Genomic DNA, 18,513 nt, shown 5'->3' with positions numbered 1-18,513 from the left:
GGGCCATTCGCGAGCAAGAACTGGGCGTCCCCCTCGCTCCTACAGGTGCATCAGTGTTGCAGGATCTTGGCGAGGAACTGCTGGGCGCGGTCGGAGCGGGCGTTGACGTCGCCGAAGAACTCGTCCTTGGCGCAGTCTTCGACGATCTGCCCACGGTCCATGAAGATCACCCGGTCGGCGACCTTGCGCGCGAAGCCCATCTCGTGGGTCACGCACATCATGGTCATGCCTTCCTGGGCCAGCTCGACCATCACGTCGAGCACTTCGTTGACCATCTCCGGGTCCAGCGCCGAAGTGGGTTCGTCGAACAGCATCACCACCGGGTCCATGGCCAGGGCACGGGCGATGGCCACGCGCTGCTGCTGGCCGCCGGAGAGCTGGCCGGGGTGCTTGTGGGCATGGGCCTTGAGGCCGACGCGGTCGAGCAGCTTGAGGCCCTTGTCGATGGCCTCGTCCTTGCCGCGGCCGAGCACCTTGGTCTGGGCGATGGTGAGGTTCTCGGTGATCGACAGGTGCGGGAACAGCTCGAAGTGCTGGAACACCATGCCGACGCGCGAACGCAGCTTGGGCAGGTTGGTGGCCTTGTCGGCGATCGAGGTGCCGTCGACCACGATGTCGCCCTTCTGGAAGGGTTCCAGGGCGTTGACGCATTTGATCAGGGTGGACTTGCCCGAGCCGGACGGGCCGCACACCACCACCACTTCGCCCTTGCTCACGTCGGTGCTGCAGTTGGTCAGCACCTGGAAGTCCCCATACCACTTGTTGACGTTCTTGATGGAAATCATACGACTAACCTTTTCTGCAGGAGTTTGACCAGCTGGGAGGCGGCGAAGCTGACGGTGAAATAGACCAGGCCGGCGAAGATCAGGAATTCGTGGGGCTGGCCGATGATGTCGCCACGGGAGCGGGCGGCGTTGAGGAAGTCCATCAGGCCCACGGTGTAGACCAGGGAGGTGTCCTGGAACAGGATGATGCTCTGCTGCAGCAGCAGCGGGGTCATCTTGCGGAAGGCCTGGGGCAGGATGATCAGGCGCATGCACTGGCCGTAGCTCATGCCCAGTGCCTGCGCCGCACCCATCTGGCCCTTGGGGATGGCCTGGATGCCGGCGCGGACGATTTCGCAGAAATACGCCGCCTCGAACATCATGAAAGCCACCAGGCAGGAGGTGAAGGCACCTACCGGGGTGTCCTCGCCAGTGATCGCGCGGAGCAGGAAGGGCACCGCGAAGTAGAACCAGGTGATCACCAGCAGCAGCGGGATGGAGCGGAAGTAGTTGACGTAGAGCCCGGCGATCTTCGACATCATCGGGTTGTGCGACAGACGCATGAGGGCCAGCAGGGTGCCCAGGGCCACGCCGCCGAATACCCCCAGCAGCATCAGCTTGAGGGTCATCAGCAGGCCGTCGCCGAGGCCCGGCAGGGCCGGGATGATCGCGCTGAAATCCATTATTTACCCCCTACGGAGATCAGGCCGGGCACCGCCACCTTTTGCTCCACGAGGCGCATGAACAGCATCAGGCTCATGTTCAGGGTGAAGTAGATCAGGGTGGCCAGGGTGAAGGCCTCGAACAGGTTGGCGGAGAACTCGGCGGTCTGCTTGGTCTGCGCCAGCAGCTCCATCAGGCCGATCAGGGAGGCCACCGAGGAGTTCTTGAAGATGTTGAGGAACTCGCTGGTGAGCGGCGGAATGATGATGCGGAAGGCCTGGGGCAGCAGCACGTAGCGGTAAATCTGCGGCAGGCGGAAGCCCATGGCGCGGGCGGCGCCGAGCTGGCCCTTGGGCAGTGCCTGGATGCCGGTGCGCACCTGCTCGCAGACGCGGGCGGCGGTGAACAGGCCGAGGCAGACGACCACGCTGAGGTAGGCCGAGGTGGCCGGGTTGAGGTCCTGCTTGAACCAGAGTTCCAGCGGCTCGGGCAACAGGTCCGGCACCAGGAAGTACCAGAGGAACAGCTGCACCAGCAGCGGCACGTTGCGGAAGACTTCCACGTAGGCGGTGGCGATGCCGGAAACCCAGCGGTTCGGTACGGTGCGCATCACGCCGAGCAGCGCGCCCAGCAACAAGGCGATGATCCAGCCCGCCAGGGCGATGGCGATGGTCCAGCCCAGGCCGGTGACGAACCAGTCCAGGTAGATTTCGCTGCCGATCCCGGTGGACTTGAAGAACACGCCCCAGTCCCAGTTGTAATTCATCAGGGTTGTCCCCTATCAGGTCGATCTGTCTGCGGTTGAAGGCAGTGGAAGGGGGGAAACTCCCTCTCCCTTCAGGGAGAGGGCCGGGGAGAGGGCTGCATGACGATGCAGGTGCCCACCACCCTCTCCCCCAACCCCTCTCCCTGAAGGGAGAGGGGAGTTGAAGCGGAGAGTGGCGGCGTCAGATTTCTTCAGCCGACTTGTCGGTGGGGTTGGCCACCAGCTTCTTCAGCTCGTCGCTCATGGGGAAGTTCAGGTTCAGGCCCTTGGGCGGGATGGGCTGGGTGAACCACTTGTCGTAGATGCCGTTGATCTCGCCGGAGGCGTAGGTGGCGGCGATGGCCTTGTCGACCACTTGCTTGAAGGCCTCGTCGTCCTTGCGCACCATGCAGCCGTAGATCTCGTAGGACTGCGGGTTGCCGGTAACGACCCAGTCGTCGGGCTTCTTGGCCTTGGCCATTTCGCCGTAGAGCAGGGCGTCGTCCATCATGAAGGCCACGGCGCGGCCGGATTCGAGCATCAGGAAGGACTCGCCGTGGTCCTTGGCCGAGATGATGTTCATGCCCATCTGTTTCTCGGCGTTCATGCTCTTCAGCAGACGCTCGGAGGTGGTGCCGGCGGTGGTCACCACGTTCTTGCCTTTCAGGTTCTCGAACTCGGTGATGCCAGCGGATTTCTTCGACAGCAGGCGGGTGCCGACTTCGAAGATGCCCACCGAGAAGCCAACCTGCTTCTGGCGTTCCAGGTTGTTGGTGGTCGAACCGCACTCCAGGTCCACGGTGCCGTTCTGCACCAGCGGGATGCGGGTCTGGGAGGTGACCAGGTTGTAGCGGACTTTCAGGTCCGGCATGCCCAGTTCCTGCTTGATGGCCTCGACCACTTTCAGCTGGATGTCATGGGAGTAGCCGACGGGCTTGCCCGGCTCGGTACCGAGGTAGGAGAAGGGGATGGAGGCGTCACGGTGACCGAGGGTGATGGTGCCGGTCTCCTTGATCTTCTTCAGGGTACCGGTCAGTTCGGCGGCGAAGGCCGGAGCGGAAATCAGGGTTGCTGCGATAGCGGCGGCCAGAATCTTGGGGAGCATACGCATGAACGACAGTCCTCGATGTTGATTGTTCTTATCGGCGCGAGCGGGATGTCGCGTCCGTCGGGGATCTGTATTCGCAGGATGCGTGCCATCTGTATGGCAGTCTGAATTTATGTCTAACCTATTGAAAATAAAGTGTTTTATTTAGATAGGGAGCTAACTGGAAAAACGTCTTGTCCGGCCTTCCGAATATCCGTGCCGAACCTCGTTCGGATTTCCGAACGAAGCGGGTGGGTCGACCATCTGGTCACCTTGTGAAGCCGGCCGAATCCAGTCGGACCCTCCGCCTGGCGCCAGCCCGCCGCCCTTCGTCGTTCCGCCGGCCCGGCCAGGTGGACAGCACTGTGGCGCTCGACTAGCCCTAAATATGCAGCGTCGATGAGCAGGACGCTCGCGAGCAGGTGTAGCTCGCAGTACCTGAGCCGGGTGTCGCTCCTCGTCATCGGAACGGTGAGGAGGTTGATACGCTCGGATCGGTGGATCTGAACGCCAGGGTTGGCATGCCGGCGCGAGACTCCCCCCTGACCCCTCCATCATCTCCCCTTGCCCCAGGTGGGCCTTCGCCCTGAAGGCCGGCGCCAGGGCTGTCCGTGAAGCCTCGCTGGTGCGTCTGGCCGTTTGCCAGGGCGCGCGCCTGGCGTGGCGCTGCCCGGCGGGTGTCCGGGTCGATTTCTCCTCCTGTGCACCAGCAGGCAGCGACGCTGCGTCACGCCCGGCGCAAGTGCCGTCCGGGCCCCGCGTAGTTCGTCATATGTAAGGGAGAAAAACCATGCTGACGCCGATGCAGAAGAGAACCGCCCAGGCCATCGTCAATATCTTCGAAACCAGCAGCGTCCTGGGGGACTACGGCAGCGTCACGCTGATCAAGGGTGATCCCGGCCACCTGACGTTCGGCCGATCGCAGACCACGCTGGCCTCGGGAAACCTGCATGAGCTGATCCAGCGCTACTGCAATAACCCGGGCGCGCGATTCGGCCATCGCCTCGCCGAATATCTCGATCGGATCGGCGCCCGCGACCTGACGCTCGATCACGACCGGCACCTGCACAACATCCTGCGCGCGAGTGCCGATGACGCGGTGATGCGCGAGACCCAGGACCTGTTCTTCGACCAGGTCTACTGGCAACGCGCCGAGAATGCCGCCGAAGAGTTGCACATCACGACGCCGCTGGGATTGGCGGTCGTCTATGACAGCACGGTCCACGGCTCCTGGGGACGTATTCGCGACCGCGTCCTGGCGGACAGGGGCAGCCTGGAGGCGGTAGGTGAGCAGGAGTGGATCACGGCCTACGTCGAGGCCCGTGAGGATTGGCTCGCCAACCACGACAACAAGGTGTTGCACGCCACGGTCTATCGGACGCAGGCCTTCAGCAGGCTGATCGAACTCGGCCACTGGGGGCTGGACCTGCCGCTGGTGGTGCGCGGCCTGGAAATCTCCACGGCGACCCTGAACGCGACGCCACCGGGCTGCTATGACGGGCCGCAGCCAGGCAGCCGCCCCCTGGCATTGCAGACGCCGATGGCGCGTGGTCTGGACGTGCGCCTGGTGCAGCTCGGCCTGTCCGCCCATGGCGCGGACATCAAGGCGGATGGCCTGTTCGGGCAGACCAGCGCCGCGCGGCTCAAGGACTACCAGAACGCCAAGGGGCTGCCAGCGACCGGTGTCGCGGACGCGGCGCTGATCGTGCAGCTGGTGGCCTGACGCCGAACCGCCGCAGGCCTCCGCCCCGGGGGCCGCGGCCCACTGACCAGCCAGCAAGGAGCGCCAGCATGCCTGCCTCTAACCTGCACCCTTACCACCCGATCATCTATGTGCGCGGCTTTGCCGCGACTTCCGGCGAGATCGACGACGCCGTCTCCGACCCCTACATGGGCTTCAACCTCGGCTCTACGCGTGCGCGCAGGGGCTGGACCGGGGAGACCCAGCGTTACTTCTTCGAGTCGCCGCTGGTGCGTCTGATGGGCGAATACCAGTACGACGACCTGTTCGACGATGGCCTGGAGAAACTCGATGGCGCCGATGCGCAGATTCCCTACCGCTGCGTGGTCATCTACCGCTACTACGACGAGGCCTCTGAGGTATTCGGCTCCGGTAATACGCCGCCGATCGAGCACTTCGCCAGGGGGCTCGGTGCGCTGATCCTCAAGCTCAAGCAGAAGGTAGTGGCCAATCCCGCCAATGGCGTAGCTGCCGCCGATTTCCGGGTGCACCTGGTCGCCCATTCCATGGGCGGCCTGATCTGCCGTGCTTTCCTGCAGAACAGCGGGTTCGGTACCGCCGAAGCTCGCAAGGCGGTGGACAAGCTCTTCACCTATGCCACCCCGCACAACGGCATCGACATGCGCATCGTGCGCAATGTGCCGGGCTGGCTGACCTTCGGGGACGTCGACAACTTCAACCGCGAGCGGATGGCGGGTTACCTGGGCCTGCCGAAAGGGAGCGACGATGTATCCGTGGTCCAGGGTTTCCCGCCACAGCGGATCTTCAACCTGGTGGGGACCAATCCCAAGGACTACAAGGTCCTCGCCGGCGCGTCGTCCTGGGCGGCCGGGGATGCCAGCGACGGCCTGGTGCGCATCGCGAACGCCACCACCCACGGCCCCGATGCCAATGGCAAGGACCTTTTTTCGCCGCGGGCATTCGTCCATCGCAGCCACTCCGGCTACTACGGCATCGTCAATTCGGAAGAGGGCTACCAGAACCTCACCCGCTTCCTGTTCGGCAAGTTGCGGGTCGACGGCGTGCTGGATATCGACGACATCACCCTGCCCACCGAAGTCCAGAAGGAGCTGGACGCCGGCAAGGAGGTCAAGGCGTCCTACCAGTTCGAGGTGGCCGTGAGCATCCGTGGCAGCCAATGGCAGATCACCCGCCGCGAAGTGCGCGAGAACTCGGCGATCTTCCGTTCCTACGACCAACTGTTTCCCAGCGCTCCCGGTAACAAGCGCGCCCCGGACCGCGGCCAGAGCCCGCATCTGTTCTCGGTGTTCCTCGACCCGGACAAGAGTGTGAAGGCCTCGGGGTCGGTCAGCTTCGCGTTCGAGTTGCGGATCCTGGTGCCGGACTACCGGGTGGATGGCGTGCTGTTCCTCGAAAGGCATTACGAAGGGGGGTACATCCTGCATCGGCAGATTCTGGTCGAGGCCTTCCCCGATGCGAATGCAATCGGCGGCTGGACGCTGAAGTATGGCCTCCAGGAGACCAATCCGGGCAAGCCGGGCATCGCTGCCGCCAATACCCCCCTGCCCGGCGGCTCAGGCGTGAGCTTCGACATTCCCATCGAGCAGAAGGTGCGCCCGGGCGTGAAGGGCACGTTGCGCATCGAGGCGCGTCCCTGGAGCTGAAGGGGGCGAGGTGTGGGCGAGGGTTCGGTCAGTCCTCGATCGAGAGGAAAGGAGTCACGAGCATGAAAGCGATGACCCTGAGGCAAACAGCCCTGCTGGTGCTCGTTTGCATATCTGTGAGCCGCCTGGCCTTCGCTGACGGCTTGGATGACAGCGTTACCCAGGCGTACTTCAACGACATTCTCAAGGAGTGCGACGACCAACTCAGCGAGTGGCGGCGCTTGTGGCGAATCGAGATCGGGCTGGCCGTCTTTATCCTGGTCCTTGGCGCCCTGTCCGCTGCGATTCAGAACTTCAGCTTTCAGTCGGTGAAAGTGATCACCGTCGTTTGCGGGGTGCTGATCAGCATCACGACCGGAATCGTCAGCCTGGTTGGTCTGGACAATCACCGTTCGTTGAGCAAGTCGATAGAGAGCGTCGAGTACATCGTTCTGAACATGAAGCGGAAGGTGAAGGACTATGGAATGTTCAAGGCAGAAGACAAGCAGGTTCCCTTGAATGAGTTCTATGCCCTGTATGCGAAGTTCAAGAAAATCCAGGATCCCGACCTGGCACAGGTTGTCGATCGTCGCGGACGGGGGGTGATCGGCCTGGCCTACGCAGGAGACGACGTGCCGACCTGGGTCAGGTCGATTCCCGAGGACAGTCGCAATCTTTATTTCGTCGGGGTCGCCGATGGTCCCGATTTGCGGGACGCCCAGGACAACGCCAAGAAAAATGCCATCCAGAGTGCCAGCCGGTTCCTCGCCGGGACCTTGAACGCCAGCAACGATCAGCTCGATTCGGTCCGGCTTGCCACGGACCTCTCGGCTTCCGCTGAAGTCGTCGACAGCCATGTGGTCCTGGATGAGCAGAGTGGAATCTACAGGTATTACAGCCTGCTTCGCGTGAACAAGTCGCTTGCCGAGGCAGGTACCAAGCTGTTTGCCACCCAGCGCGGAATCAACGCGCCGCAGGGCGCGATACAGGCCATTGCCGACTCCCAGCGCAAGCGCGATGACTATTCGTCCAGGCAGCTTGTGCAATACGAGGCGCTGCTGGACAAGACGAGCAGCTTGCTGAGCCCGGAGGAGTATCGGGAGTTCGCCGAAGCGCGCCAGTTGCGGAAGGCCGAGGGCAACAACGAGAAGGCCATTGCCATGCTCAAGGGTGTGCTCGAGAAGAAGCCAGGCTTCTATCTGGGTTGGTACAACATCGCATTGGCCTACTCCGCAGCCGGAAACAGTGCCGATGCCCGCAACGCATACGATAAAGCGGTAGCCCTGGAGCCGATGCAGCCTCTGAGAGATGGCACCGTCTACAACTCCTACGGCCATTTCCTCCTGAAACAACGGCAATTCTGTGACGCCCAGACGAAGTTCGAGAAGGCTGTTGCCCTGGACCCGCTGAATCCAAGGGCAATCAACAACCTGGCCTTGGCCAAGCGCAAATTGCAGGAGTCCGGCACTGGCTGCAATTGACGGAGGGTAAGGCGGGCGGCGGCAGCGACGGCTCGATGGGGATCTGCGGCAGTCGTTGCCCCATGCAAAAAACGGGAGCGTTCAAGCCTGTCTTGCTACCCATACCCCAGGACGCGCACCTTCGCGGCGATCACTCCCTGGCCCCCGCTTTCAACCGCTCCCGGCAGAAATCCACGAACAGCTGCGCCGGCTTGGTCAATTGCCCGCGCTTCAGGCGAGCGGCCACCAGGCCGGAGGTGGCCACGGATTCGGTGATGTCCAGGGTCACCACCTTCTTGCCGTCGTAGGTGCATTCGGAATGGGGGCGGGTGACCAGCAGGGAGAAGCCGAAGCCCTGGCCGACCATGCCGCGCACCATCTCGATAGACGGCGAGCTGAAGACGATGTTGGGCGTCAGGCCCAGTTCATGGAACAGGCTGACGAAGTAGGTCCGGCTCGGTTGCACGTCGAGCAGGATCATCGGCTCCAGGCAGAGGTCGCGCAGGGACACCTGGGCCTGGCCGGCGAAGCGGTGGTTCTCCGGCAGCAGCGCGTAGGGCTTTTGCGGTGGCATCAGCGGCTCGGTCGCTATCGTGCTGTCCAGGTCGTGGTCGTAGAGGAAGGCCAGGTCGAAGGTGCCGGCGGTGAGGCCTTGCACCAGTTCCTGCTGTTCGCCGTCGCGGATGCGGATGTCCACCCCCGGGTACTGCTCGCGAAACCCCGCGATCAGTTGCGGCAGGTAGAGCGGGGCGACAGTCTCGAAGCAGCCGATGTCGATCTGCCCGGCAACTATGTCGTTGTCGGCCAGGGCGTTCTGTTCGAACTCGCGGGCCACCCGCAGCAACTCCTGGGCCTTCTGGTAGAAGCGGGTGCCGCTGGGGGTCAGGGACACGCCCTGGGCGTGGTGGCGGATGAACAGTTGCACGCCGAAGCTTTCCTCCAGGCCCTTGATGGCGGTGGAGATGGACGGCTGGGCGATGTACAGCTTGCGCGAGGCTTCGGCCACGCTGCCGGCCTCTACCGTCGTCACGAAGTACTTGAGTTGTCGCAAGGTATAGGTAGCCACGGGCACCTCTGCTTTCGGCCGCGGGCGCTTGCGCGGGCGGCCGGTTCTTCTCGTCGTTGTGGGTTGCACCTTACCCCAGGAAGGGCGCTCCGGGCCCGGCGAGCTGCCGAGTTTTTTCATATGACTCGAGCATATTTTTAATAATTTTCCTCTGCCGGACTCTGGCGCACCATCTGCCTCGACCCGAAAAACAACATGACCGCGCAGACGGTCGACTGGGAGTGCAGCGTGTTCGATCTCGGCTATTGGCAGCAGAAGGCTGCCCGGCAAGCATTCAACGACAAGGCACTGATCGGTGGCCGCCAGGTCGCCGCCGCCTCCGGCGAAACCTTCGATTCCATCAACCCGGCCACCAACCAGTTGCTGGCCCGCGTCGCCGCCTGCGGCGAGGCTGAGGTGGACCTGGCCGTGCGCACCGCGCGCCGTGCCTTCAACGAAGGCCCCTGGGCGCGCATGGCGCCGGTGGAGCGCAAGAAGGTGCTGCTGCGCCTCGCCGACCTGATGCTGCAACATCGCGAAGAGGTGGCCCTGCTGGATTCGCTGAACATGGGCAAGCCGGTGATGGATGCGTACAACATCGACGCGCCCGGCGCCGCCCACGTCTTCGCCTGGTACGGCGAGGCCCTCGACAAGCTCTATGACCAGGTGGCGCCGACCGCGCCCAATGCCCTGGCCACCATCACCCGTGAGGCGCTGGGCGTGATCGCCGCCGTGGTGCCCTGGAACTTCCCCCTCGACATGGCCGCCTGGAAGCTGGCCCCGGCCCTGGCCGCCGGCAACAGCGTGGTGCTCAAGCCTGCCGAGCAATCGCCGTTCTCCGCCTTGCGCCTGGCCGAGCTGGCCCTGGAGGCAGGGCTGCCGGAAGGCGTGCTGAACGTGGTGCCGGGCCTCGGCGAAAGCGCCGGCAAGGCCCTCGGCCTGCACCCGGATGTGGACTGCCTGGTGTTCACCGGCTCCACCCAGGTGGGCAAGTACTTCATGCAGTACTCGGCCCAGTCCAACCTCAAACAGGTCTGGCTGGAGTGCGGCGGCAAGAGCCCGAACCTGGTGTTCGCGGACTGCCAGGACCTGGACCTGGCCGCCGAGAAGGCCGCCTTCGGCATCTTCTTCAACCAGGGCGAGGTCTGCTCGGCCAACTCGCGCCTTTATGTGCAGCGTTCGATCCAGGACGAGTTCATCGAACGCCTGGTCGCCAAGGCCCGCGACTGGATGCCCGGCGATCCGCTCGACCCGGCCAGCCGCGCCGGCGCCATAGTCGACGCCGGGCAGGCGACACGCATCATGGCCTTCATCGAGCAGGCGCAAGGGGAGGGCGCCCGCCTGCTGGGCGGTGGTCGCCGCCTGAGCTTCAACGGCTCCAGCAACTTCATCGAGCCCACCCTGTTCGCCGACGTCGGCAGCGACATGCAGCTGGCGCGGGAGGAAGTGTTCGGTCCGGTGCTGGCCATCAGCGCCTTCGACACGGAAGAAGAGGCCATCCGCCTGGCCAACGACAGCGTCTACGGCCTGGCCGCCTCGGTGTGGAGCGATGACCTCAACCGCGCCCACCGCGTTGCCCGCGCGCTCAAGGCGGGGACGGTTTCAGTGAACACGGTGGACGCCCTGGACGTCGCCGTGCCCTTCGGCGGCGGCAAGCAGTCCGGCTTCGGCCGCGACCTCTCGCTGCATTCCTTCGACAAGTACAGCCAGCTGAAGACCACCTGGTTCCAGCTGCGCTGAGTTCCTCGGTCGCGATGACGACCCGGCCGCATGCTCCTACGGTGCGCGGCCGCCCATAACGAGAAACACCTTCCTGTCGCGTGGTGCCACGCGTGGGTTCACGGCTTCCTGGCCACAACTGCCTCAGCAACTGACCACAACCGAAAAAGTAGTGAGGGAGTCTCCATGTTCAAGTCCTTGCACCCGTACGTCCGTGTCACCCTCGGTCTTGCCCTGCTGGCTGGCGCCAGCGCTCCGGCCCTGGCCCAGTCCGATAGCCTCACGGTGATTTCCTTCGGCGGCGCCACCAAGGCCGCGCAGGATGCGGCCTATTTCAAACCCTTCGAACAGAGCGGCGCCGGCAAGGTCGTGGCCGGCGAGTACAACGGCGAGCTGTCCAAGGTCAAAGCCATGGTCGATATCGGCCAGGTGACCTGGGACGTGGTGGAGGTGGAAAGCCCCGAGCTGCTGCGCGGCTGTGAGGAGGGCCTGTTCGAACGGATGGACCCGGCCCTGCTCGGCGAATCCGCCAGCTACATGCCCGGCACCGTCAGCGAATGCGGCGTGGCCAGCTACGTCTGGTCCATGGTGCTGGCCTACAACGCCGACAAGCTGGCCAGCGCGCCCAGCTCCTGGGCGGACTTCTGGGATGTCTCGCGCTTCCCCGGCAAGCGTGGCCTGCGCAAGGGCGCCAAGTACACCCTGGAAGCCGCGCTGCTGGCCGACGGGGTCAAGCGCGAAGACCTCTACAAGGTGCTGGAAACCCCGGACGGTGTGACCCGCGCCTTCCGCAAGCTGGACGAGATCAAGCCGCACATCCAGTGGTGGGAAGCCGGCGCCCAGCCGCCGCAGTGGCTGGTGGCCGGTGATGTGGTGATGTCCGCCGCCTACAACGGCCGCATCGCCGCCGCGCAGAAGGAGGGCTCGAAGCTCGCCATCGTCTGGAACGGCAACCTCTACGACCCGGACCACTGGGCCATCGTCCGCGGCAGCCCGAACAAGGCCCTGGCCGAGCGCTTCATCGCCTTCGCCAGCCAGGCCGAGACGCAGAAGACCTTCTCCAGCCAGATCCCCTACGGTCCGGTGCACAAGGACGCCCTGAGCGCCTTGCCCGCCGCCACCCAGGCGCAACTGCCCACCGCACCGGCCAACCTGGCCGAGGCGCAACTGGTCAGCGCCGAGTTCTGGGTCAACCACGGCGAGGAGCTGGAGGAGCGCTTCAACGCCTGGGCTGCACGCTGATCCATCTGCATGGGGGCATTGGGTAGGGTGGGCTTCAGCCCACCAGCCAGGCCCTTGGTGGGCTGAAGCGGAACGCCGCCCGGCCCACCCTACGTCGAGCATTGCGCCCTGCAGGCGCCGCGAGTTGCGGCGGCCGAGCAGGGCGTGACTGGCGAGGCCGGCTCCTGTCGCGCCTCGCACTACCAAGCCCGCCGGCATCTACGGCAAGGCGGGCGAATAAGAAGTACAAGATCGGGAGAGTGTCATGAGTGCAAGTGTGTCCGTTGCTGCCCATGGGCAGGCGGAAGCGGTGGGTTTCCGCCGTGTGCTGGGTCTGGGTGCGCTGCTGTCGGTGGCCATCGGCCTGGTGGTGTCCCAGGGGGTGATGGTGCTGATGCTGCAGGGGGCCGGTTTCTCCGGACTGGGCTTCATCGTGCCGTTGGGACTGGCCTACCTGCTGGCCCTGAGTTACGCGTTCTCTTTCTCCGAACTGTCGCTGATGATTCCCCGCGCCGGTGGTCTCTCCAGCTACACCGAAGTAGCCCTGGGCCATCTCCCGGCCATCCTGGCGACCTTCTCCGGCTACGTGGTGGTGGCCATGTTCGCGCTGTCGGCCGAACTGCTGCTGCTCGACCTGATCGTCGGCAAGGTGTACCCGGGCGTGTTCCCGCCCTTCAGCATCGCCTTCGGCGTGCTCGGCCTGTTCACCGTGCTCAACCTGATGGGCATCGACATCTTCGCCAAGCTGCAGACCGCCCTGGCGGTGGTGATGGTGTTCGTGCTGCTGCTGATCGGCCTTGCCGCCATTTTCGAAGGCGCGCCGACAGAAACCGCCAGCACCGTGCTGCACGGCGACTGGAACCCCATGGGCGCCGGCGTGCTGACCCTCACCGCGCTGGCCGTGTGGGGCTTCGTCGGCGCCGAGTTCGTCTGCCCGCTGGTGGAGGAAACCAAGCGGCCCGAGCGCAACATCCCGCGCTCGATGATCATCGGCCTCACGGTGATCTTCATCACCATCGGCCTCTACTGCCTGGGCGCGCTGTTCATGGTGCCGCGCGAAGCCCTGACCACCGACGCGCTGCCGCACTACCTGTTCGCCACCACCGTGTTCGGCAAGGCCGGCGAGCTGTTCCTGGTGATCGCCTCCGTCACCGCCACCTTCAGTACCCTGAACTCCTCGCTGGCGGCCATCCCGCGCATGCTCTACGGCATGGCGCAGAACGGCCAGGCCTTCCCGGTGTTCAAGCGCCTCAGCCCGCGTGCCCGGACGCCGTGGGTGTCGGTGCTGTTCGTGGCGGCCATCACCGGCCTGCCGATCCTGGTGCTGGGGCAGGACTCCGCGTCCATCAGCCTGTTGCTGCTGGCCGCCGCCCTGGCCTGGCTGCTGGCCTACATCATCGTCCACCTGGATGTGATCGCCCTGCGCCGCCGCTACCCGGCCATCGCCCGACCGTTCAAGACGCCCTTCTATCCGCTGCCGCAGCTCTTCGGCATCGCCGGCATGTTCTACGCCATCTGGTACGCCTCTCCGAGCCCGGACATGACCGGCAAGATCTTCGGCATCGCCGGCGTGGTACTGGGGCTCGTGTCGCTGATCGCCGTGGTCTGGATCAAGTTCGTCATGCGCAAGGACCTGTTCCGCCCCGAGCCCCTGGAGCGGGCCCAGTGAGCCCCTGACCGATTCATCCGGGGCCGGCAAGGCCCCGATCCCGCCCGGCAACGCGCCGGGCCCTGCCTGCCGCCGGCCCGCCAGAGGCCGGCGCAGTGGAACGACCTTGGCCTTCTGGCCAGCAACTGCCCTGCAAATCCAACAACAAAGCAAAGCCACCAGGCTGCGGGAGAGTGTTCCATGTTCAAACTGCGTCGCATCACCCAACCCCTTGGCTGCATCGCCCTGGCCGCCGGTATCGCCACCGGCGCGCAGGCTGGCACCCTGTCCATCGGCCATACCACCTGGGTCGGCTACGGCACCCTGTACCTGGCCCGCGATCTCGGCTTCTTCAAGGAGCAGGGCCTGGACGTCGAGCTGACCACCATGGAAGAAGCCTCGATGTACATGGCCGCCCAGGCGTCCGGCCAGCTCTCCGGGTCGGCCTCGACCATCGATGAAGTGCTCAAGTACCGCTCCGGCGAGTTCTGCTTCAAGGCCGTGGCCGCGCTCGACGAGAGCTACGGCGGCGACGGCGTGCTGGTGGGCGACAAGGTCGCCAGCCTGCAGGATCTCAAGGGTCAGTCGGTGGCGGTCAACGAAGGTTCGGTGTCGCAGTTCTGGCTGTCCTACCTGCTCAAGAACAACGGCATGAGCATGGCCGACCTGGATATCCAGAACATGACGGCCGACGACGCCGCCACCGCCTTCATCGCCGGCCGTGTGCCCGCCGCCGTGACCTGGGAACCGCACCTGTCGATGGTGCGCCAGAAGGGCCAGGGCAAGGTGCTGATCGACAGCAGCCAGACCCCCGGCGTGATCGTCGACGTGGTGGCGCTGACCTGCGACGTGATCGACAAGCAGCCGGACGACGTCAAGGCGCTGGTCAAGGGTCTGTACAAGGCCGTGCAGTTCACCCGCGACAACCCCGCCAAGGCCCACGAAATCATGGCCAAGGGCGTCGGCGGTTATCTCTCCGATCCGGCGGAGCTGGCCAACGCGGCCAAGGGGGTGCGCTTCTACGACCAGGCCATGAGCGAGGCGCTGCTGGGCACGCCCGGCAAGCCGGGAGAGATCAAGGAAGTGATCCGCCTGGCCAACGACACCTGGAGCAGTCTGCAAGGCAAACCCTTCGACGTGTCCTACGACGACCTGGTCGATACCCGGTTCGTCAGCCCGTAAGCGGAGACCAACATGACTTCCAGACAGAACTGGCTCAGCCGTTGCCTGACCCCCAAGGTCGAGTTGCCGGCGAAGCTGATATTGAGTGCCAGCACCCTCGGCTGGCTCCTGGTGCTCGGCCTCTGGGCCGGGCTGTCCTACGGCGGCCTGGTGCCGGCGATGTTCCTGCCCACCCCCGGCGCGGTGCTGGAGGCGGCCGGGCGCCTGGGCGCCGACGGCACCCTCGGCAAGCATGTGCTGGCCAGCGTCGAAGTGGTGCTGATCGGCTTCATCCTGTCGTCCCTGGCGGCGGTGCCGCTGGGGCTGCTGATGGGCAGCTTCCGCATCGTCCAGGCCTTCCTCGAACCCCTGGTCAACTTCATCCGCTACCTGCCGGTGACCTCCTTCGTGCCGCTGTTCATCCTGTGGATCGGCATCGGCCTGGAGCAGCGGGTGACGGTGATCATCTTCGGCGTGTTTTTCCAGCAGTTGGTGATGATCGCGGACGTTTCAAAGGGCGTGTCCAAGGACCTGATCAACGCCTCCTACACCCTCGGCTCGAACCGCCGCGACGTGATCTTCCACGTGCTCGGTCCAGCGTCGCTGCCCGGCGTGCTGGATACCCTGCGGGTGACCATGGGCTGGGCCTGGACCTACCTGGTGGTGGCCGAGCTGGTCGCCGCCAGCAGCGGCCTTGGGTACATCAGCCTGAAGGCCATGCGCGGCTTCCAGGTGGACGTGATCTTCCTCGCGATCGCCATCATCGGCCTGCTCGGCCTGGTGACCGATCAACTGTTCCGTCTGTTCCGACTGAAGGTGGCCTCATGGGCGCAGTGACCGCAATGCACAGAGATTCCCCGGTCGGCATCGCCGCGACCGCCAGCCAGCAGGCCCGGCTGCGGGTGGAGCAGGTCAGCCTGCGCTACCAGACGCCCGACGGGCAGACCTTCACTGCCCTGGAGAACGTCTCGCTGAGCGTGCCGGACCAGCAGTTCGCGGTGCTGGTCGGCCCCTCCGGCTGCGGCAAGTCGAGCCTGCTCTACCTCACCGCCGGGCTCGCCGAACCCACCTCGGGGAGCATCTTCGTCGGCGGCAAGCGGGTGGAGGGGCCCGGCGCCGATCGCGGCATGGTGTTCCAGAGCTACACCCTGTTCCCCTGGCTCAGCGTGCGGCAGAACATCGAGTTCGGCCTCAAGCGCAAGGGCATGGTGGCCGCCGAGCGTGAGGAGATCGTCGACTTCTACCTGAACGAGGTGGGCCTTGCGCAGTTCGCCGACCGTTATCCCAAGCAGCTCTCCGGCGGCATGATGCAGCGGGTGGCCATCGCCCGGGCGCTGGCCAACGATCCGCAGATCCTGCTGATGGACGAACCCTTCGGGGCGCTCGACAGCCAGACCCGCATGCAGATGCAGCAGTTGCTGCTGCGGGTCTGGGAGCACAGCAAGAAGACCGTGGTGTTCGTCACCCACGACATAGACGAGGCCATCCTGCTGGGCGACCGGGTCTATGTGATGGGCGCGCGGCCAGGGCGGATCAAGCGCGAGATGGATGTGCCCATGCCGCGCCCGCGGGACATGGACATGGTGATGGAGCGCCAGTTCATCGAGATGAAGCGGGAGATCCTCGGCCTGCTGCATCACGAAATGGAAGAGCCTCACTGAGGTTCTGGGGACGGGCGGCGTGCACTTCGTCGCCCGCCATCCTGCCCGCATGCCCCGCGCCTCGCCGGGCGGCGGCCGCCTGGGCGTCCGGCGGGCAGGGCAGCTTTTTCGTATAGCTCGAAGACATATTTAGTATTTTCCCTGCCCGGCGGCTTCGGCCAGCATCGGTGCAACAGAAAACGGGACGAGGAGACCCCATCGATGAACGCTCAATTCAAGGCCCAACGCGAAACCCGTGACTACCAGGCTGCAGACGCGGCCCACCACATCCACGCCTTTCTCGACCAGAAGGCGCTGAACGCCGAAGGGCCGCGGGTGATCGTCGGCGGCGAGCGCCTCCACCTCTGGGACAACGACGGCAAGCGCTACCTCGACGGCATGTCCGGCCTCTGGTGCACCAACCTCGGCTACGGCCGCAAGGACCTCACCGCCGCCGCGACCCAGCAGCTGGAGCAGTTGCCGTACTACAACATGTTCTTCCACACCACCCACCCGGCGGTGGTGGAACTGTCCGAACTGCTGTTCAGCCTGCTGCCGGGCCACTACAGCCACGCCATCTACACCAACTCCGGTTCCGAGGCCAACGAGGTGCTGATCCGCACCGTGCGCCGCTACTGGCAGATTCTCGGCAAGCCGCAGAAGAAGATCATGATCGGCCGCTGGAACGGCTACCACGGCTCCACCCTGGCCGCCACGGCCCTGGGCGGCATGAAGTTCATGCACGAGATGGGCGGCATGCTGCCGGACATCGCCCACATCGACGAACCCTATTACTTCGCCAACGGCGGCGACCTGACACCCGAGGAGTTCGGCCTGCGCGCAGCCCGCCAGTTGGAGGAGCGGATCCTCGAACTGGGTGCCGACAACGTCGCGGCCTTCGTCGCCGAACCCTTCCAGGGCGCCGGCGGCATGATCTTCCCGCCGGAAACCTACTGGCCGGAAATCCAGCGCATCTGCCGCAAGTATGATGTGCTGCTGTGCGCCGACGAAGTGATCGGCGGCTTCGGCCGCACCGGCGAGTGGTTCGCCCACCAGCACTTCGGCTTCGAGCCGGACACCCTGTCCATCGCCAAGGGCCTGACCTCCGGCTACATTCCCATGGGCGGCCTGGTCCTCAGCAAGCGCATGGCCGAGGTCCTGGTGGAGCAGGGCGGCGTGTTCGCCCACGGCCTGACCTACTCCGGCCACCCGGTGGCGGCGGCGGTGGCCATCGCCAACCTCAAGGCACTGCGCGACGAAGGCGTGGTCACCCAGGTGAAACAGGACACCGGCCCCTACCTGCAGCAATGCCTGCGCGAGGTGTTCGGCAATCACCCGCTGGTGGGCGATATCCAGGGCACCGGCCTGGTCGCCGCGTTGCAGTTCGCCGAAGACAAGGCGACCCGCAAGCGCTTCGCCAACGAGAACGACATCGCCTGGCGCTGCCGCACCATCGGCTTCGAGGAAGGGCTGATCATCCGTTCCACCCTGGGGCGCATGATCATGGCGCCGGCCCTGGTGGCCACCCATGCCGAGATCGACGAGCTGGTCGGCAAGACCAAGATCGCGGTGGATCGCACCGCACAGGAGCTGGGACGTCTCTGAGTCCCGCTGCGGGCTGCCGGTGACCAGGACCGGCAGCCCGCTCACCACAGCTGCAAGGCAGTTTTACGGCGCCCGGGATTGCTGCCCGCGCGCCGATTTTTTTGTGTTGTTGGCACAAGGGTGGAGCGTCGTTGCGGCCCGGTTCGCGCTCTGCCGGTGGGGGCGATTTCAATGGCTATGTCTGCGTTAAGGGTTGCTAGAGCGTCCTGAGCCGAGTTGCTTATCGAGTGGGCTGCGAGTCCCTGTTTCGCCTCCCGGCGAGTCACTTCTTTCAAACGCCAAAGAAGTAACCAAGAACGCTCGCCCCTGCATCCGGCCCGACTKCGTCGGGTTCCCTCGCTCCATCATTGCTCCGAGGGCCCGGCGTGAGGGGCCATCCATGGCCCCGCACGCCTCTCGCGGCATCCATG

The 18,513-nt window shown here is 64.9% G+C and carries 15 protein-coding genes; 10 read left to right on the top strand and 5 right to left on the bottom strand.

What is annotated here, in order from left to right; translation table 11 throughout:
• Positions 1-50 precede the first annotated feature (50 nt).
• From E8F11_RS01440 to E8F11_RS01425, 4 genes are all read right to left on the bottom strand, one after another.
• The gene (locus E8F11_RS01440; protein ID WP_280287023.1) at positions 51-785 is read right to left on the bottom strand and encodes an amino acid ABC transporter ATP-binding protein; all 735 of its coding nucleotides are present in this window, start codon (positions 783-785) and stop codon (positions 51-53) included.
• The gene (locus E8F11_RS01435; protein WP_280287032.1) at positions 782-1,450 is read right to left on the bottom strand and encodes an ABC transporter permease subunit; all 669 of its coding nucleotides are present in this window, start codon (positions 1,448-1,450) and stop codon (positions 782-784) included. The genes E8F11_RS01440 and E8F11_RS01435 overlap by 4 nt, the downstream gene beginning before the upstream one ends.
• On the bottom strand, positions 1,447-2,193 hold the full coding sequence (locus E8F11_RS01430) for an amino acid ABC transporter permease (RefSeq protein ID WP_280287022.1): 747 nt from the start codon (positions 2,191-2,193) through the stop codon (positions 1,447-1,449). The genes E8F11_RS01435 and E8F11_RS01430 overlap by 4 nt, the downstream gene beginning before the upstream one ends.
• A gap of 181 nt (positions 2,194-2,374) precedes the next feature.
• Positions 2,375-3,283 carry a glutamate/aspartate ABC transporter substrate-binding protein gene (locus E8F11_RS01425; protein ID WP_280287021.1) on the bottom strand — a complete coding sequence of 303 codons (909 nt, stop codon included), beginning with the start codon at positions 3,281-3,283 and terminating at the stop codon, positions 2,375-2,377.
• Positions 3,284-4,049: 766 nt separating this feature from the next.
• Between E8F11_RS01425 and E8F11_RS01420 the strand changes: the two genes are divergently transcribed.
• The 3 genes from E8F11_RS01420 to E8F11_RS01410 all read left to right on the top strand — a co-directional run bounded on the left by E8F11_RS01420 (position 4,050) and on the right by E8F11_RS01410 (position 8,085).
• Positions 4,050-4,982 carry a peptidoglycan-binding protein gene (locus tag E8F11_RS01420; RefSeq protein WP_280287020.1) on the top strand — a complete coding sequence of 311 codons (933 nt, stop codon included), beginning with the start codon at positions 4,050-4,052 and terminating at the stop codon, positions 4,980-4,982.
• Between the two features lie 68 nt (positions 4,983-5,050).
• Positions 5,051-6,625 carry a hypothetical protein gene (locus tag E8F11_RS01415; protein ID WP_280287019.1) on the top strand — a complete coding sequence of 525 codons (1,575 nt, stop codon included), beginning with the start codon at positions 5,051-5,053 and terminating at the stop codon, positions 6,623-6,625.
• Between the two features lie 62 nt (positions 6,626-6,687).
• Positions 6,688-8,085, top strand: a complete 1,398-nt coding sequence (locus E8F11_RS01410) for a tetratricopeptide repeat protein (protein ID WP_280287018.1) — start codon at positions 6,688-6,690, stop codon at positions 8,083-8,085.
• Positions 8,086-8,215: 130 nt separating this feature from the next.
• Here E8F11_RS01410 and E8F11_RS01405 read toward each other — a convergent pair whose 3' ends face one another.
• Positions 8,216-9,130 (bottom strand): LysR substrate-binding domain-containing protein, encoded by a 915-nt coding sequence (locus tag E8F11_RS01405; protein WP_280287017.1) that lies wholly within the window; start codon positions 9,128-9,130, stop codon positions 8,216-8,218.
• Positions 9,131-9,358: 228 nt separating this feature from the next.
• Between E8F11_RS01405 and E8F11_RS01400 the strand changes: the two genes are divergently transcribed.
• The 7 genes from E8F11_RS01400 to E8F11_RS01370 all read left to right on the top strand — a co-directional run bounded on the left by E8F11_RS01400 (position 9,359) and on the right by E8F11_RS01370 (position 18,103).
• The gene (locus E8F11_RS01400; RefSeq protein ID WP_280287031.1) at positions 9,359-10,849 is read left to right on the top strand and encodes an aldehyde dehydrogenase; all 1,491 of its coding nucleotides are present in this window, start codon (positions 9,359-9,361) and stop codon (positions 10,847-10,849) included.
• 165 nt (positions 10,850-11,014) lie between these two features.
• Positions 11,015-12,070 carry an ABC transporter substrate-binding protein gene (locus E8F11_RS01395; protein ID WP_280287016.1) on the top strand — a complete coding sequence of 352 codons (1,056 nt, stop codon included), beginning with the start codon at positions 11,015-11,017 and terminating at the stop codon, positions 12,068-12,070.
• 244 nt (positions 12,071-12,314) lie between these two features.
• On the top strand, positions 12,315-13,718 hold the full coding sequence (locus E8F11_RS01390; RefSeq protein ID WP_280287015.1) for an APC family permease: 1,404 nt from the start codon (positions 12,315-12,317) through the stop codon (positions 13,716-13,718).
• 180 nt (positions 13,719-13,898) lie between these two features.
• A complete protein-coding gene (locus tag E8F11_RS01385; RefSeq protein ID WP_280287014.1) occupies positions 13,899-14,879 on the top strand; it encodes an ABC transporter substrate-binding protein in 981 nt (326 codons plus the stop codon).
• Between the two features lie 12 nt (positions 14,880-14,891).
• On the top strand, positions 14,892-15,695 hold the full coding sequence (locus E8F11_RS01380) for an ABC transporter permease (RefSeq protein WP_280287013.1): 804 nt from the start codon (positions 14,892-14,894) through the stop codon (positions 15,693-15,695).
• The gene (locus E8F11_RS01375; RefSeq protein ID WP_280287012.1) at positions 15,683-16,519 is read left to right on the top strand and encodes an ABC transporter ATP-binding protein; all 837 of its coding nucleotides are present in this window, start codon (positions 15,683-15,685) and stop codon (positions 16,517-16,519) included. The genes E8F11_RS01380 and E8F11_RS01375 overlap by 13 nt, the downstream gene beginning before the upstream one ends.
• Before the next feature lie 201 nt (positions 16,520-16,720).
• Positions 16,721-18,103: an aspartate aminotransferase family protein gene (locus tag E8F11_RS01370; RefSeq protein ID WP_280287011.1), complete on the top strand. Its 1,383-nt coding sequence runs from the start codon at positions 16,721-16,723 to the stop codon at positions 18,101-18,103.
• Positions 18,104-18,513: the final 410 nt, after the last annotated feature.

This window comes from Pseudomonas sp. BN417 (genome assembly GCF_029871205.1).
Lineage (GTDB): Bacteria > Pseudomonadota > Gammaproteobacteria > Pseudomonadales > Pseudomonadaceae > Metapseudomonas.
This window is presented reverse-complemented; position numbering and strand designations above follow the sequence as displayed.

Bases quoted from the DNA above. Each gene is read 5' to 3' on its own strand.
- E8F11_RS01440 (WP_280287023.1), bottom strand. From the start codon at position 785: ATGATTTCCATCAAGAACGTCAACAAGTGGTATGGGGACTTCCAGGTG.
- E8F11_RS01430 (WP_280287022.1), bottom strand. From the start codon at position 2,193: ATGAATTACAACTGGGACTGGGGCGTGTTCTTCAAGTCCACCGGGATC.
- E8F11_RS01425 (WP_280287021.1), bottom strand. From the start codon at position 3,283: ATGCGTATGCTCCCCAAGATTCTGGCCGCCGCTATCGCAGCAACCCTG.
- E8F11_RS01420 (WP_280287020.1), top strand. From the start codon at position 4,050: ATGCTGACGCCGATGCAGAAGAGAACCGCCCAGGCCATCGTCAATATC.
- E8F11_RS01415 (WP_280287019.1), top strand. From the start codon at position 5,051: ATGCCTGCCTCTAACCTGCACCCTTACCACCCGATCATCTATGTGCGC.
- E8F11_RS01410 (WP_280287018.1), top strand. From the start codon at position 6,688: ATGAAAGCGATGACCCTGAGGCAAACAGCCCTGCTGGTGCTCGTTTGC.
- E8F11_RS01395 (WP_280287016.1), top strand. From the start codon at position 11,015: ATGTTCAAGTCCTTGCACCCGTACGTCCGTGTCACCCTCGGTCTTGCC.
- E8F11_RS01390 (WP_280287015.1), top strand. From the start codon at position 12,315: ATGAGTGCAAGTGTGTCCGTTGCTGCCCATGGGCAGGCGGAAGCGGTG.
- E8F11_RS01385 (WP_280287014.1), top strand. From the start codon at position 13,899: ATGTTCAAACTGCGTCGCATCACCCAACCCCTTGGCTGCATCGCCCTG.
- E8F11_RS01380 (WP_280287013.1), top strand. From the start codon at position 14,892: ATGACTTCCAGACAGAACTGGCTCAGCCGTTGCCTGACCCCCAAGGTC.
- E8F11_RS01375 (WP_280287012.1), top strand. From the start codon at position 15,683: ATGGGCGCAGTGACCGCAATGCACAGAGATTCCCCGGTCGGCATCGCC.
- E8F11_RS01370 (WP_280287011.1), top strand. From the start codon at position 16,721: ATGAACGCTCAATTCAAGGCCCAACGCGAAACCCGTGACTACCAGGCT.